Below are 15082 nucleotides of genomic sequence, written 5' to 3' on the forward strand. Positions count from 1 at the left end.
ATGATCAACTATGCGCTGAGTGCCAGTCAGGCGCTCAGCTTTGATAAAGAGCTGTCAGACTGCCGGAAATCCGGCAGCGATTGCCAGCCAGTAATCGATAAATGTAAGCAGGTCAGCGATAAGCAAAGCGCAGACACCGATCAGAAACTGAAAGATAATCCGCTGGAAGCTGTCGTTGTTGATAAAGAACTGGCGCAGGGCGGCGTTGATATGGCGGCGCGTCCTGGCTGGGTAGGAAAGCTTCATGGTGTTGAGGTAATGACAAGCGATGAAGTCAAAGCCTATGTTCAGCAATGGAATGGACAGGATCTGAGAAATATAGATGTAAACAGTCCCGGCTGGACGAGTTTTGCGGCGTTGATATCCGATCCTGAAAATCAGGCTGCTATAACTTCTTTGAGAATGTTGGGTAAAGACCTCGTCATAATTGCGAAGAATAGTTTGACAACTAGATCTTTGTTTAATGAGATGACCACACAAGGAATTAAAGTTACACCTGAAAATGTTGCTAGTGCAGAAAAGGACAATGGCGGAAAATTTATTATTCTTGAAAAGGAAATTCAAAAGCAGGATTACAACATATTGTGGAACAGCATGGGAGCCAATTTGCTCAAATAGGTGTATCAGAAGCATGTATTCCTGATATAATAATGAAAGCTGACACTGATGGTAAAGTTGTTGGTTATCAAGGTCCTGGGATTGGCAGGCCCATCTATGAAACCATGATAAATGGTAAGAAGTACTATATTGCTATTACTGTAGGGAACAACGGCTACGTCGTAGGGGCTAAATTGCGAGGCTCGGTAAAATGAAAGAGATAAAATTGAGGGCTGACTATCATTGTCATCCATTATGGGGAGGTGGTTCGGACGACTTTAGTGATATATCACCCGAGGAATTACCAATATCACTGGAGCTGAAAAATAGCCTGAATGAATGGGCTAAACGATATGATGATATTCTCAATGTAGATGATCCTGCATCATCCAGTTTTAAAAGTGAAAAAGAAGAAAATTTATTTATTGATGTTGGGTATAAATTAGCCGAGTGTCTTAAAAGAGAATTAGGAAACACATACAAAGTCACATATCACTCTGATTACTAATTAATACAATCCCGGCCAGCGAGCCGGGATTTTTACATTATCAGTCCGCCGCCAGCCGGATAATCATCTGCCCCGGCGTGGTGATCACCTCGACCTTCTGCCCGGTCGCCAAATCCCAGCTCGGCCATCCAGTGGCCGCGCAGGGTGATCGACGGTGAAGGCCGGTGCTTCAGGTGGTCGTGGATATATCCCACGGTATAACGTCTTGATTTAGTTGAGGGCGTGTCGGTTTCTGACTTATGATGGGTACCAGCCATAAGCAGCTCCTCGTTAATTGCTTGCGGTCAGCGGGCTGGGATATTCGAGCACCACAGTTCCGCGCCTGTTAGCTAATCCGTTTACCCATCACGTTATCCAGCATCTCAGAAATAAACTTCTGCTTCGCCATTAGCGTCTGTCGGATCGCATCGATCTGCCTTTCCAGCCGTGGCACCAGTGCAATGGTTCGTGTGATAAGATCGCGGGCGGCAGCACGGCAGCAGGCGCACCGGTGCGGTCAGCGGAGAGCTGATGGGTCAGTTGATCATGCATTCGATGTATCCGGGTAAACAGGTCAGTGACCTGCAGGAGTCGGATAAGCAGATCATCAGTGCACTGAGTACCCTGGCTGCAGGTCTGGCAGGCGGCGTGACCGGCGGCAGTAGCGGCAGTAGCGGCAGTGCGCTGGCGGCGCTCAGGCAGGGAAGAATGCGGTTGATAATAATGCGCTGAGTGATGGATTCCAGTTACCGAAAGGGATCACAGACTACGGGATGGTGGTGAGATCATGGGTACAGTACGTACAGGATAATAATATCTCCCAGGAACAGAATCAGGCTGGGCTGGATAAACTGGCAAAAGGTGATTTACCGGAAGGTGCCAATATCCCGAAAGTAATCGTTGAAGCTTATAAAGATGGCGTCCTGGCTGCCGGGGCGGCTTATCTCGGATCTACTGCATCTATAGGTAAGGTGGCAGTGAGCACTGTTATTGCCGGTATCGCGAATGGTAGTTATCAGTTGCTTTATATGAGCAGTCCAGGCAATGAAGGTAAGATTTATGATTACTGGAGTACTGCGACAGCCGCTGCTACTGGTGCTATGGCTCCGGGACGGGGAATTTGGGCGAATACGGGAATTGCGGCCGGTAGTGCTGTGTTTACGGACGGGCCAGATCCTGGGGCTGTTGGTGGAGCCGTTGCAGGTTCGGTGGCCGGAGGATACTTTGGTGAATATGCGCCCGGTTTACTTAAACCTGCTTTAGGGATTTCGTCTGGTTTTTGGGCGGAAATAGGTGGTGCTTATACATCAGAAATTTTGGGGGACGCAACTAAAGATGCAATTGATAGGGCGGGGAATAATAAATGAATAAAAAACCTACATTTTATCTTCTTATTTTAAGCATGTTATATGGAGTTATCTGTTTTTTTTGCTTAGGAATTGTTTTACGGCTAATCGTTAATTATTTACATACAGGCAATTTACAAATTGGCTTAGATGCAATATATAAAACTATAGTCATGAGTGGAATAGCTGGAGTAGCCGCTGGTTTTGGCTCATGGATCTTTGCCAGGATAGATGAACATAAAACCCGAAAATCACCGCCTTCCGACCCCAAACCCTGAATAAAAATCCCGGCTATCGAACCGGGATTTTTCAGTTTGATGAATTAGGCATAAAAACATAGAGGTGAAAATTATCCATGAATAGTTATGCTCGTCTGGTAAAGATAATAGCTGACATGGCTATTTTTCTGGAGTTCTCTGATGAAGAGTCTTTGGATCCTGATATTGCTGTGGGAATGATGGAAAGTATTACGGCTGAACTACAACTTATAAGTCTTGATGATAAAAAGAAAGTAGTAAGTACTTTTTATCTGGTATCAAAAGAATATCAAGGAGATCGTGCAGTCTATATTAAACAACTTCCTGAATCACTTGGCTTGATATAATTGTATGGTAATCATTCCCGCCCATAGCTGGCGGGATTTTTTTGCCTTGAATCCCTCCAACAGCAGACAAGATATGTTTTTGAAGCACCGCCATAATCGGCACTCCAAAAGCGATCCTGTCAGGGCGCAGCCCCGACACCCAAAAAAAGCCTTACAAATACGCGGGCAACGCTGTTTGTGAGCGTCAAAAATATCACCGCAAATCATCCGCCCTGGCGTAGTGATCGCCTCGATCTTCTGTTCGGTCGAAATCCCAATCCGATCAACCAGTGGCCTTTATAGTGATGAAAGATGAAGGTTTGTGCTCCAGGCGAACGCGGATATTTACAGATGCGTGCTCAGCAAAGATGCATAACCAGCTTACTCAGACGCGGCAGAAAAACCCGTTATTCGGATAAATTCTGTTCCTGGTTCGAGTGCTATTGAAAGCTTTCCAGCAGCCCTGTCGGCGCTGGATTACCAGGCTGCAACAATCGAAATCATTTCGGCTTCAGGTAATGCCACCGCTAAGTCACTCAAAGCACCGTTCCTCACGCTGCGATTACCAGCCCGCAATCCCTGACGTGCCGATCTACCCCGCAAATTTCCGCTCTCTGCCTGGTAAAGGCGCGCCTGCCTGACTACACCTTAAGCATCCTTGTTATCACTGTCCTTTCCGCTGTTTAAGCGGTTTTCACCCTGCGCCAAGGCATCCTGCCGCGCTGGCACCTTAAGCGGTCAGACATGATTTCTGACCTGATTCGGAGTGAATGATGAAAAGTCGCAACCTGACGCGATCGGCGGTCGCGTTTGCCACATTGAGTTGCCTGTATGTGCCGTTCAACGCTCTGGCGTGGGATAACCTGACGGTATTCGGCGATAGCCTGAGCGATGGCGGTAATGTCGGGCGTTTTACTTATGATGGCGCCCAGCATCCGCTGTATGACGAGATTCTTGCTGCACAGCTCGGACAAACGCTGCAGCCGTCGTCGCGCGGTGGCAGCAACTATGCACAGGGCGGCGGCGTTACCGTGCCGGCGCTGGATGCCAGCCTCAATACGCAAGACCAGCTGGCTGCTTATCTGCAATCCACCGGCGGCCGCGCAGATAGCAACGGACTGTACATTCACTGGGTGGGCGCTAACGATATCGCGGCGGCGGTGACCAATCCGCTTACCGCGCGCGAGACCATCAGCAACAGCGCCAGCGCGGCGGTGTCGCAAATCAAAACCCTGCTGGATGCCGGTGCGGGGGCGGTAATCGTGCCAAACGTGCCGCAGCTTGGCTCCACGCCTTTCATGGTGCAGGCGGTGCTGAGTGTGCTGGGCCCGGCGGCGCAGTCGGCGATGGTCGCGGCGTTTGCCTCGCTGGACAGCCATGCCACGCCCGACGTGGCTGCGCGCCAGCAGGCGGTGCGCGACGCATTCGATCAGGCCGCCGCACAGGTATCGACCATCCCGGCGCTGCGTGCCGCGCTGGCGCAGCAGCTATTTTCGGCCTGGCAGGTGCTCAGCGAGCAGGTGACGGCCCTCTCCGATGGCTATAACCAGCAGGAAGAAGCCGGGCTGGTGGCGCTGAATGGCAACATTGTGCGTGCCGACATCGCCGGCCTGTTCAACGAGGTAATTGCCGATCCGCAACGCTATGGCCTGAGCAATACGCTGGGGATGGCCTGTCCGGTTGGCACCTCTGCCGCCGAATGTACCTCGTCAACACCCGGTTTCAGTAACGCGCAGGCCTATCTGTTCGCCGACCGGCTGCATCCCAGCCCGGCGGTACATGCCATGATCGCCGACTATATTCAATCGATCCTTGACGCACCCGCGCAGGTGGCGGCGCTGGCACGGGCTCCGCTGATGCTGTCGCGGGATATGCAGAACACCCTCGACGGCCATTTACAGCAGCAGCGACAGCAGCCGGCCAGCGCCGGTCAGGTTAGCGTGTTCGGCGGCTATGCCGGTCAGCATATTGATTATCGCGGCGATAGCCTGCTCAACGGTGACGCCAATACCGGCAGCCTGACGCTGGGATTAGGCTATCAGTTCACGGATAACTGGCAGGCAGGTCTGCTGTTGTCGAGCACCGCGCAGCACCAGCATCCGTCGGCGCACTACGACTACAAGCTGCGCGGCAATTTGCTGGCGCTGTATAGCCAGCTGACGCTGCTGGAGCAGGGCTGGATCAATGCGGATGTGCACTATGCCGATCTCGATTTTGACAGCATCGAACGTCGCATCAATATCGGCCCGGCAACGCGCACCGAACAGGGCAGTAGCAGCGGAAAAATGCTCGGGCTACGGGTGCAAACCGGCTGGGATCTGCCGATAGGCGAACACCTTTCTACCGGTCCGGTTGCCAGCTACGCACTGGATTATGTGCGGGCAGGGGGCTACAGCGAAAACGGCGACAGCAGTACCGCTATGCGCTTTTCCGATCAAACCCTGCATTCGCAAATCGGCGCGCTTGGCTGGCGTATCGACAGCAAACAGTGGCCGGTGAATCCGTGGGCGCAGCTCAGTTATAACCACCAGTTCGGCGATACGCAGAACGCGGTGCGCGCCGGGCTGAAGTCAACGCAGACCGGCTTTGTACGCAGCGTCAGCGCCGGTGATAAAAACTGGCTGGATATGTCGCTGGGGGCCAGCGTGCCGCTGGGTGAAACGGTCAACGCCTTTGCCGGGGTTTCTGCGGTCGGTGGCAACAGCGCCTATCATCAGCTGAGCTGGAATATTGGCCTGAACGCGACATTTTGACGGCGACGCGCCAGTCGAAAATTTTTACTGGCGCGTTATCTCGCGTAAAAAATTAAACTGATGATCGCGGGAAATATTTCGATAATTCAAGCCATTCTTCTTCGTAAGTCAAATTAATCAGAACGTTCGTACCGGCGATTACCACAATTATTCTGCGATAAATCTGTAAAACGTAATTTTGTCGCTTCGCTTTCCTTCCGGAATCATATCGTTATTCTGTTCCGGCAAATCACCCCGCTGAAAAGCTCCCGTATAACCTGGCACAGGTCAATATATTAATTTTCAATCACTTATACTGCTGATGCTCTGTCGTATTACGTTAATAATTTATGGGGAACACCATGGCGAATACATCTGGCACCACCAGCACTACCACACCATCTGCCACCGGGACGGTGATTCAATTACATACCATTGACGATTTACGTAAACAGGAACCTGTTTCGATTGGCGAAATTGCGTCGGTGCTGGAATACAGCCGTGGCAGTCGGATGGGCGGCGGCGTGTTTGTCTACGATGCCACCGACAACAGCACGCCCGATGACGGCGGGCTGAATTTCGTGACGTCCGGTAAAAAGCGCTGGAAAAGAGTGGTCCTCGATTATAGCGCGGTCACGGTGGTGGATTTTGGCGCGATAGCTGATGGCACCACCGATTGTATTGATGCGGTAATCCGCATGTTTAAATGGTCGCAGCGTGTATTACCCTCCGCGGGCATTCGCTTTACTGCCGGTGAGTTCAGCCTGTCCGGCTTTGATTTAGCGGAAGTGCTGGGCAGCGACAGAGAGATTAACCGCTTTAAAATTTCCGGCGCGCCGGTCAACTTCGGTTATTTCCCCACCACCACGCTGAAATTTAACTGGGGACCGAAACCGCGCAAAACTCATTTCTTTAGCGTGCGCGCACGCTATGTGGAGATCTCCGGCTTTGTGGTGAAAGGCATGAGTTCTGACAGCGGCGAAGACGGCGGCACGGCGTTTAATAATGTCGGCTTCTTTACCAACAGTATTTTCGGTGGCCAGTTTCTGCGCGTCAGCAGTATGGAGTTTCGCTACCTCGGCGGGCGAGCACTGGAACTGATTGATACGCTGGACTGTAAAATCGACCAGTTTTATTCACGTGGCTGTCAGGGCAGTATTGTCTATGCGCGCTGGTCCGACCGGGAACAGGGTGCCTGGGATCATTCGACCGCCATTGAACTCTCCAACTTTAATTTGCAGCGCAGCACCAAACAGCCGGTGTTCGATCTGCCGCGCTGCACGCAATCGTTTATTCGCAATGGCTGGATCGAGCACTCCGAATTTGCCGGCGATCTCACCAATGGTCAGTGGACCATTGAAGGGCTGGTGATTGAATCGACGCAAAATCCCATGAAAATGGGCTACTGCCGCGCGATGATTATTCAGAAAAGCGTGCACCGCGATAGCGCGGGCTTTGACTTCAGCAAAGAGGGTATTGAGCCATGGACGCTGCTGGCGGAAGGCGATCGTGGCGTGATGGAGATTTCCGATCTTGGCGCGATCATTCAGGGATCGCTGAGTTATGACTTCACTACCTCGCAGCATCACATGGATAACCGTGGCAAAGACGCGAAATGGTTTTACGTCGGCGAATTTAATTTTTCCGACGCCACCTCACAAATTCACGTTCGCATTCTCGGCAGCGCGCAGTATGTTTCCCAGTCGGAAACGCAAACCGATTACAGCTACCGGACACCGGAGGGCGTGGCGCATATTTATCTGCAGGCGCGCAACGACGATAACACCATTGGCAGCTGGCACAGCGAAGGCTCCTCACCCGTAATTAAGGTGCATATTGAGGGCAAAGGCGCACACACCAAACTGTACGTTAAAATTCCGGCCTATACCGGCTTCTCAATTGCGCTGGTGGAAACCAACGGGCGCGATCGCTATCAGTCCGGTCAGTGTTTTATTTTCCGCAAAAGTTTTACCGCCTGCAGTGCGGAAGAAGCCACGGCACTGGATAACCAGCCGGTCGTCGCCTTTGAGCAGCACTGGGTGGGCAATAAAGATGTCGGCTTTGGTTACAACAATAATAAGGAACTGCTGCTGCGTGGGCCGTTTTTTGAACGGCAGGAGCAGGATGCCGTGGGGAAGTGGATCACCCGCCGTTTTCTGAAAGTCCGCGTGAACGGCGTGCCGCGCAGTATTGAATTACTCGATCCGGATAACCCGCGCTAACGCTTCAGGCCAGCAGTATTCCTCTGCTGGCCTGAATAAATCATTTTCCCCAGCGCTGACGTAAATAATCGACTGCCTGCTGCGTCTGCGGCTGATTAAGATAATCTTCGCGAAACAGAATGGTGCCGTCGATGTGCGGCAGCGATTCATTCAGATCGAGCTGTTTTTTCAGTTCGGGAACGCCGCCCTGAACCGTCCAGTCCGGCTCACTTTTCGAGGCTTCACCCACCTTATACAGCGCCACGCCAATGTACAGCCGGGTGTGCGTGGGCTGTACTACATTGGCCCACCAGCGCGCCAGGACGTCATAGCGCGCGGCCTGACGGGCAAACGGCCAGTACAACTGCGGCGCGATGTAATCCAGCAGGCCAAGCTGCACCCAGCGGCGCGTGTCTGCATAGGCTTCATCATAAGCCGCCGCACCGCGCGTATCGGAGCCGGCGGCATCGTGCGACAGATTACGCCATACGCCCGCCGGGCTGACGCCGAACTCAACGCCCGGCTTGAGCTGCTTAATCGTGTGGGAAACCTGTTCGATCAGCAGCTGGGTATTGTGCCGCCGCCAGTCGGCTTTGCTGGCAAAGCCCGCGCCGTACTGGCGGAAGGTGGCGCTGTCATTGAGCGGCGATGCCGCGGTTTCGGTGTAGAAATAGTCATCGAACTGAACGCCATCAATGGCGTAGTTTGACACCACTTCCGCCACGATGCTGGTGATCCAGTCGCGCGCCGCCGGAATGCCCGGATCGAGCACGAAGCGGTCGCTGGCGGTGCGGATCCAGTCGCGATGCAGCACAAACACGCTGGCCGGCTGCAGCTGGAGCGTGTTGTTTAACGCCGTCACGGTGGCAGGTTTGGTATTGGTCGACACGCGATAAGGATTAAACCACGCATGCACCTTCATACCGCGTTTGTGCGCCTCGTCGAGGATAAATTGCAGCGGATCGTAACCCGGATCCTGCCCGATGTTGCCGGTCAGGGTATCGGACCATGGCAGGATGCGCGAACGCCACAGCGCGGTGCCATCGGGCTTCACCTGGAAAAACACCGTGTTGATCCCCAGACTATGCAGCTTATCCAGTTTGGCCGTCAGTGCCTGCTGCTGCTGGCGGATACGCAGTGCCGGGCTGGCTGTGACGGAGGATATCGGCGGCCAGTCGAGGCGCGACACCGTGGTGAGCCAGACGCCGCGCACTGGTTCAGTCTGCGCTGTGGGTTTGGCCGGAACAGGAGGTTTAGTCGGCGACGGAAACGGGGTGACCAGCGATTTTGGCGGCTCCGAGGCACAGCTGGCCAGCAACAGCACGGCAGACAGCAGACGGGCGACGCGTTTAATGTGGGTAACAGAGAGGTAACGCGCTGAACAGGCTATGATAAACTCCGTTTCTTGTAGTCCGTTATTCGCAGGCGTTCATTCTCTGATCCTCAGACATAATGTCAAGACATTGGCTAAGATGAATGCCGCCGCGGCGCTGTCGCGCGTCCCGCATCTTACAGGAGTTCTCACTATGCAATACGAAGACCTTTATCGCCGCATTGGCCAGATCATTTTTAGCTGTGGCCCCGACGGCGCGCAGGTGCTGGTGGTGCAGGCGGAGCTGTTTGCCGATGAGGAGGGCGGGCAGTTTCAGTTTAACTACCTTGATGAAAACGGCGAACCGGACTGGTTCGAGCCGGACGCGCGCGCGATTGGCGATCTCAGTGCCGCGCTGAAAGACTTTCAGCAATACTTTATCGAACATGAGATGACTGAAGGGCAGCCGGTGTGGACGCACTGCACCGTGACGATTAACGTGGCGGATGAGTCGATCAGTATTGATGTGCAGTAACGGCGGGCTTCCGTGCCCGTTAAGGCGAGCGTTACGAACGCAGCGCTACCATCTCCTCGCTGTTTTTACGCGCCGCGCGCTTGCGGTGCACTATCTGGCTGGCAACCAGCACCAGCAGCGTTAACAGCCCGGTGGCGATAATTTCTGAACGATGCTGTGCATTGAACAGCATTGACGTCAGTACGCCAACAATGAACACCATGGTGGCCCACGTCAGACCCGGGAACAGCCACATGCGATAGCTGAGCTGCTCGCCGCGCGCCTCGCGCTTTTTCCGCAGCACCAGATGCGAAGCGGCAATGACCAGATAAACCAGCAGCGCAATGGCGCCGGAGCTGGCCAGCAGGAACTCAAACACCGCGCTCGGCGCCAGATAGTTGGCGATCACCGCCAGAAATGCTGCGGCGGTAGACATCAGTACTGCGACCCACGGCGTGCCGCTGCGCGTGGTGCGCGAGGCCGCCGCTGGCGCATCCTGACGACGCGACAGGGAATAGAGCATGCGCGACGCGGTATAAAGCGCAGAATTGAGACAGCTGCATACCGCGATCAGCACCACCACATCGACAATCTGCCGGGCATACGGCACGTTCATCATCTCCATCGCCGTCTGGTAAGACCCGGCTTTCATCAGCGACGGCGTATTCCACGGCACCAGCGCCACCACCAGAAAGATCGACAGCAGATAAAACAGCGCAATACGCCAGATCACCGAGTTGGTGGCGTGGGTAATTTGCTTGCGCGGCTCATTGGATTCGGCGGCGGCAATGGTGACGATTTCCGTGCCCATGAAAGAGAACATGGTGGTAAGAATGGCGGCGAGCACGGCACTGATCCCGTTAGGCATGAAGCCGTGAGTGTCGTACAGGTGTGAAATACCCTGCGTGCTGCTACCGGGCAACAGGCCAAACAGCGCCAGGCTGCCGGCACAGAGAAAGGCGACGATAGCTACCACTTTCAGCAGCGCGAACCAGAACTCAAACTCACCGTAGTTTTTCACGCTGAACAGGTTACTGATGGTCAGGAAGCTGGTGATCGCCAGCGTGTATTCCCACACCGCCACCTGCGGGAACCAGCCGTGCAGAATGGTGCCGGCGGCGTTGGCCTCCAGCGGAATCACCAGTACCCAGAACCACCAGTAAAGCCAGCCGATGGTAAACCCAGCCCAGCGGCCAAGGGATTTGTCGGCGTAGGTGGAGAAGGAGCCGGAGTCAGGTGAGGCGACCGCCATCTCCGCCAGCATGCGCATGATCAGTACCACCAGCGCACCGGCGGCGATGTAGGCCAGCAGCACCGCCGGCCCGGCTTCGGCAATCGCATGGCCGGAACCGACGAACAGCCCGGCGCCAATCACACCGGCAATTGACAGCATGCGCACGTGGCGGGGTTTCAGGCTTTGTGCCAGTACATCGGCATTCTGAGCAGTCATCAATATCTCTCCAGATCGTCTCTCAGGCAGGGCAGACCCCGCCTGTTATGCAGGTGAAACTTGCCTGCACGCGGCAGGCAAGCGATCGGACAATGGGTGGAACGCTAAGGCTGGCTGAGCAGGCTGTCGAGAATATCCAGCGCCTGGCGGAACTGGGTATCCGGAATGGTGAGCGGATAGAGGAAGCGGATCACGTTACCCTGCGGGCCACAGGTCAGCAGCAGCAGACCGCGCGCCATCGCCTGTTGCTGCAGCGCCTGCGCCTGCTGCGCGCTGGCAAACTCCACGGCTACCATTGAGCCCAGCGCACGCACGTCGGTAATCGACGCGTTAGCGCGGCGCGCGCGGTGCAGCAGTTCGCTCAGCGTAGCGCCCAGTTGGCTGGCACGCTGGCACAGCTGTTCTTCGTCGATGACATCCAGCACCGCATGCGCGGCGGCAATCGACAGCGGATTGCCGGCGTAAGTACCGCCCAGCCCACCCGGACCGGGCGCATCCATGATGTCAGCGCGACCGCTCACCGCCGACAGCGGCATACCGCCCGCCAGACTTTTCGCCATGGTGATGAGATCGGGCTGGACGCTGTAGTGCTCCATGGCAAACAGCTTGCCGGTGCGGGCAAATCCGCTCTGTACCTCATCGGCAATCAGCAGGATGCCGTGCTCATCGGCCAGCGCGCGCAGCTGCGTAAGAAACTCTGCCGGCGCGATGTGGAAACCGCCTTCGCCCTGCACCGGTTCCAGTACGATGGCGGCCACATCCTGCGGCGCGATGTCGTGGCTGAACAGGTCGTGCAGGCTGGCGATAGCGTCCTCAACGCTGATGCCGGTCACTGCGTTAGGGTAGCGGGCGTGAAACACCGAGGCCGGCATCGGGCCAAAATCGCGCTTATAGGGGGCCACTTTGCCGGTCATCGCCATGGTCATGAAAGTACGGCCGTGAAAGGCGTTACCGAAGGTGATGATGCCGTGACGACGGGTGGCGGCGCGCGCCACTTTAACCGCATTCTCTACCGCTTCAGCGCCGGTGGTGAAAAAGGCGGTTTTGGCTTTACCGGCAATTGGCACCCGCTGATTGATGCGTTCCGCCAGCGCCACATAGCTCTCATACGGCGTGACCTGGAATGCGGTATGGGTGAATTTTGCTAACTGATCGGCAATGGCCTGCACGATACGCGGATGACGGTGGCCGGTGTTGAGCACCGCGATGCCGCCGGCGAAATCAATCCAGCTATTGCCCTCAACGTCACGTAGCGTGGCGTTTTCGGCCTGATCGACATACCACTGACAAAGATTACCGGTGCCGCGCGGCAGCGCGTCATCTTTGCGTTGTTGCAACTGGTTGTTTTTACCTTCCATAACCTTTCCTTAGCGATAAGCGTCTTTACAAATCACGACAAACACGTTTATTTATGCCTGCACTGAGCGCGGTTGCCAGAGCCAATTTCACTGAGAAGGATGGAGCCAATTGCGGAGTTTGTACGCCGATCATGTATTGGAACGACTACAGTTTGTCGCGGAAGGCACGCTGCAGCAGCGCCTGCTGCACTGCATGCAGGCGGCGATTGTAGAGGGCATTTTCCCGCGCGGCTCACGCCTGCCGGCGACGCGTGATTTAGCGCGCGAGCTGGCGGTGTCGCGTAATACGGTGCTCAACGTCTATGAAAATCTGGTCGCGCAGGGATATGTCAGCGCGCGCACCGGCAGCGGCACCTGGATTGCAGAAAACCTGCCGGAAGGGAGCCTCAACAGCACGCCGGCGCTGCCGCTCAGTGAACCCCTGATGAGTAAACCGGCGGCGATTTCAAAACGCGGCGCCACGCTGCTCGGTCACGCCAATGCCTCGCCTTATCAGTGGGGTGCGTTTGTGCCCGGCGCGCCGGATGTACGTGAGTTTCCGCATAAGTTGTTTAGCCAGATTCAGTCGCGCCTGAATCGCGAACCCGACATCGAGCGGCTGATTTACAGCAGTAACGGCGGCTGTCCGCAGCTGCGCCAGGCGCTGGCTGAGTATCTCAGCGTAGCGCGCTCGGTGCGTGCCGACGCCGATCAAATCATCATTACCGAAGGCATTCATCAGGCGGTGGATCTGGTGACGCGCGTGCTGTGCGACGCAGGCGATCCGGTGTGGATCGAGGAGCCAGGCTACTGGGGCACACGCAACCTGTTACGCATTAACGGGCTAAAAATTCAGGCCAAAGCGGTGGATGAACAGGGCATTATTCCGGAGCTGGCACCGCGCAGCAAAGCGCCGAAGATGATTTTTGTGACACCGTCACACCAGTATCCGCTGGGTGTGCATCTCAGTCTGGAGCGGCGCAGACAGCTGCTCGACCTGGCGCGCAAACACAAAAGCTGGCTGGTGGAAGATGACTATGACAGCGAATTTCGCTTCGCCGGCCAGCCATTCCCCTCGCTGCAGGGCTTTGAGCCGGATGCGCCGGTAATCTATATGGGCACCTTCAGTAAAACGCTCTATCCTGCGCTGCGTCTCGGCTATCTGGTGGTGCCGAAAGCGCTGGCGCAGCCGCTGCGCGTGGCGGCGGCCGAACTTTATCGCGGCGGCCATCTGCTGGTGCAGCGCGCGCTGGCGGAGTTTATTCAGAAAGGCCACTACGTGACGCACATCCGCCGCATGCGCAAACTCTACAGTCAGCGCCGGCGCTTTATGATGACGCTAATTGAGCGCTACCTGGGCGCGGCCTTTATGCCGGTGGTCAATCATGAAGCAGGGCTGCATCTGGTGCTGAATCTGCCCCCGGGCTGCGATGATGTGGCGATTGCCGCGCTGGCGCTGCGACGCGGCGTCAAGGTGCGGCCGCTGTCGCAATACTACATGCATCCGCAGGAGCGACGCGGTCTGCTGCTCGGTTACGCCTGCGTGGATGAGCGCCAGTGCCAGGATGCGTTTGGTGTGCTCAAAGCCTGCCTGGTGGAAGCGGGCATCGCCGGGCGGGGATAGCCCCGGCGTGTGCCTTACGCCCGGCCAATGCTGTCCAGTTGCGCAACCACCTCCGGGCTGAGCGTTAGCGCCGCGCTGGCCAGGTTTTGCTGCAGATGCTGCGGCGAGGAGGTGCCGGGAATCAACAGAATATTATCTGAGCGTTGCAACAGCCAGGCGAGCGCCACCTGCAGCGTACTGGCGTTGAGCGTGCTGGCCACCGCGCTGAGCTGTTCCGACTGCAGCGGCGAAAAACCGCCGAGCGGAAAGAACGGCACGTAGGGAATGCCCTGCGCCGCCAGCTGATCGATCAGCGCCTCATCCTGACGATTGGCGAGGTTATACAGATTCTGTACGCAGGCAATCGGCGTCATCTGCTGTGCCTGCGCCACCTGACTGGCGGTCACGTTGCTCAGGCCAATGTGCCGAATCAGGCCACGCTGTTGCAGTTTAATCATCGCCTCGATTTGCGGCTCCAGCGATCCCTCTGCCGGTCCATGAACGCTCAGCATCGAGCGTAAATTGACCACCTCCAGCACGTCGAGCCCCAGATTGCGCAGGTTGTCTTCAACCGCCTGCGTCAGTTCCTCCGGCGTGCTGGCGGGCAGCCAGCCGCCTTTGGCATCACGCCGGGCACCCACTTTGGTCACCAGCACCAGATCGTCGGGGTAAGGATAGAGCGCTTTTTTGATCAGCTGATTGGTGATGTGCGGCCCGTAAAAATCACTGGTGTCGATGTGATTCACACCGGCAGCCACGGCATCGCGCAGCACCTGTAGCGCGCGGGCCTCATCTTTTGGCGGGCCAAACACGCCGGGACCGGCCAGCTGCATGGCACCGTAGCCGAGACGGGCAACCTGACGGTCGCCCAGCGTATAAGTAGTTGTAGCCTGTGACATGTAAACCTCCTTCATCGGATA

At 55.8% G+C, this 15082-nt stretch carries 14 protein-coding genes and 2 pseudogenes; 11 read left to right on the forward strand and 5 right to left on the reverse strand.

What is annotated here, in order from left to right; all coding sequences use genetic code 11:
- Positions 1-6 precede the first annotated feature (6 nt).
- The 3 genes and pseudogenes from F3I21_RS23600 to F3I21_RS11925 form a co-directional block, all read left to right on the forward strand.
- Positions 7-456 (forward strand): annotated as a pseudogene (locus F3I21_RS23600) (hypothetical protein); the annotation flags it as partial.
- Positions 457-650: 194 nt separating this feature from the next.
- Positions 651-812 (forward strand): hypothetical protein, encoded by a 162-nt coding sequence (locus tag F3I21_RS23605; RefSeq protein WP_190286090.1) that lies wholly within the window; start codon positions 651-653, stop codon positions 810-812.
- Complete coding sequence (locus F3I21_RS11925; RefSeq protein ID WP_150058989.1) at positions 809-1105, forward strand: hypothetical protein; 297 nt, start codon at positions 809-811, stop codon at positions 1103-1105. The genes F3I21_RS23605 and F3I21_RS11925 overlap by 4 nt, the downstream gene beginning before the upstream one ends.
- Before the next feature lie 32 nt (positions 1106-1137).
- Here the strand turns inward: F3I21_RS11925 and F3I21_RS11930 are convergent, their stop codons facing one another.
- Positions 1138-1362 (reverse strand): SymE family type I addiction module toxin, encoded by a 225-nt coding sequence (locus tag F3I21_RS11930; RefSeq protein ID WP_336699231.1) that lies wholly within the window; start codon positions 1360-1362, stop codon positions 1138-1140.
- A gap of 277 nt (positions 1363-1639) precedes the next feature.
- On the opposite strand from F3I21_RS11930, the gene F3I21_RS23540 reads away from it, so the two are divergent.
- The 6 genes and pseudogenes from F3I21_RS23540 to F3I21_RS11960 all read left to right on the forward strand — a co-directional run bounded on the left by F3I21_RS23540 (position 1640) and on the right by F3I21_RS11960 (position 7967).
- On the forward strand, positions 1640-1816 hold the full coding sequence (locus tag F3I21_RS23540; RefSeq protein WP_255467579.1) for a VENN motif pre-toxin domain-containing protein: 177 nt from the start codon (positions 1640-1642) through the stop codon (positions 1814-1816).
- Positions 1792-2451, forward strand: a pseudogene (locus F3I21_RS23385) (adhesin); the annotation flags it as partial. The gene F3I21_RS23540 and the pseudogene F3I21_RS23385, both read left to right, overlap by 25 nt.
- On the forward strand, positions 2448-2708 hold the full coding sequence (locus F3I21_RS23390) for a hypothetical protein (RefSeq protein ID WP_141495965.1): 261 nt from the start codon (positions 2448-2450) through the stop codon (positions 2706-2708). The pseudogene F3I21_RS23385 and the gene F3I21_RS23390, both read left to right, overlap by 4 nt.
- 77 nt (positions 2709-2785) lie before the next feature.
- On the forward strand, positions 2786-3034 hold the full coding sequence (locus F3I21_RS11950) for a hypothetical protein (RefSeq protein ID WP_141495966.1): 249 nt from the start codon (positions 2786-2788) through the stop codon (positions 3032-3034).
- A 749-nt stretch (positions 3035-3783) separates the two neighbouring features.
- The gene (locus F3I21_RS11955) at positions 3784-5766 is read left to right on the forward strand and encodes an autotransporter outer membrane beta-barrel domain-containing protein (RefSeq protein ID WP_370515516.1); all 1983 of its coding nucleotides are present in this window, start codon (positions 3784-3786) and stop codon (positions 5764-5766) included.
- A gap of 341 nt (positions 5767-6107) precedes the next feature.
- A complete protein-coding gene (locus F3I21_RS11960) occupies positions 6108-7967 on the forward strand; it encodes a hypothetical protein (protein WP_081315781.1) in 1860 nt (619 codons plus the stop codon).
- A 40-nt stretch (positions 7968-8007) separates the two neighbouring features.
- Here the strand turns inward: F3I21_RS11960 and F3I21_RS11965 are convergent, their stop codons facing one another.
- Positions 8008-9300 (reverse strand): glycoside hydrolase family 10 protein, encoded by a 1293-nt coding sequence (locus tag F3I21_RS11965; protein WP_058759123.1) that lies wholly within the window; start codon positions 9298-9300, stop codon positions 8008-8010.
- 172 nt (positions 9301-9472) lie between these two features.
- On the opposite strand from F3I21_RS11965, the gene F3I21_RS11970 reads away from it, so the two are divergent.
- Positions 9473-9793: a hypothetical protein gene (locus F3I21_RS11970; RefSeq protein WP_058759124.1), complete on the forward strand. Its 321-nt coding sequence runs from the start codon at positions 9473-9475 to the stop codon at positions 9791-9793.
- Positions 9794-9824: 31 nt separating this feature from the next.
- On the opposite strand, the gene gabP is transcribed toward F3I21_RS11970, so the two are convergent.
- Together gabP and gabT are read right to left on the reverse strand one after the other, a co-directional pair.
- Positions 9825-11222 carry a GABA permease gene (gene gabP, locus F3I21_RS11975; protein WP_021509088.1) on the reverse strand — a complete coding sequence of 466 codons (1398 nt, stop codon included), beginning with the start codon at positions 11220-11222 and terminating at the stop codon, positions 9825-9827.
- A 104-nt stretch (positions 11223-11326) separates the two neighbouring features.
- Positions 11327-12580 carry a 4-aminobutyrate--2-oxoglutarate transaminase gene (gene gabT / locus F3I21_RS11980; RefSeq protein WP_150058990.1) on the reverse strand — a complete coding sequence of 418 codons (1254 nt, stop codon included), beginning with the start codon at positions 12578-12580 and terminating at the stop codon, positions 11327-11329.
- Between the two features lie 109 nt (positions 12581-12689).
- On the opposite strand from gabT, the gene F3I21_RS11985 reads away from it, so the two are divergent.
- Positions 12690-14183: a PLP-dependent aminotransferase family protein gene (locus F3I21_RS11985; RefSeq protein ID WP_190286092.1), complete on the forward strand. Its 1494-nt coding sequence runs from the start codon at positions 12690-12692 to the stop codon at positions 14181-14183.
- Positions 14184-14197: 14 nt separating this feature from the next.
- On the opposite strand, the gene F3I21_RS11990 is transcribed toward F3I21_RS11985, so the two are convergent.
- On the reverse strand, positions 14198-15061 hold the full coding sequence (locus F3I21_RS11990; protein ID WP_058759127.1) for an aldo/keto reductase family oxidoreductase: 864 nt from the start codon (positions 15059-15061) through the stop codon (positions 14198-14200).
- Positions 15062-15082 lie beyond the last annotated feature (21 nt).

The sequence above is a fragment of the Pantoea sp. B_9 genome (genome assembly GCF_008632015.1).
Classification (GTDB): domain Bacteria; phylum Pseudomonadota; class Gammaproteobacteria; order Enterobacterales; family Enterobacteriaceae; genus Pantoea; species Pantoea dispersa.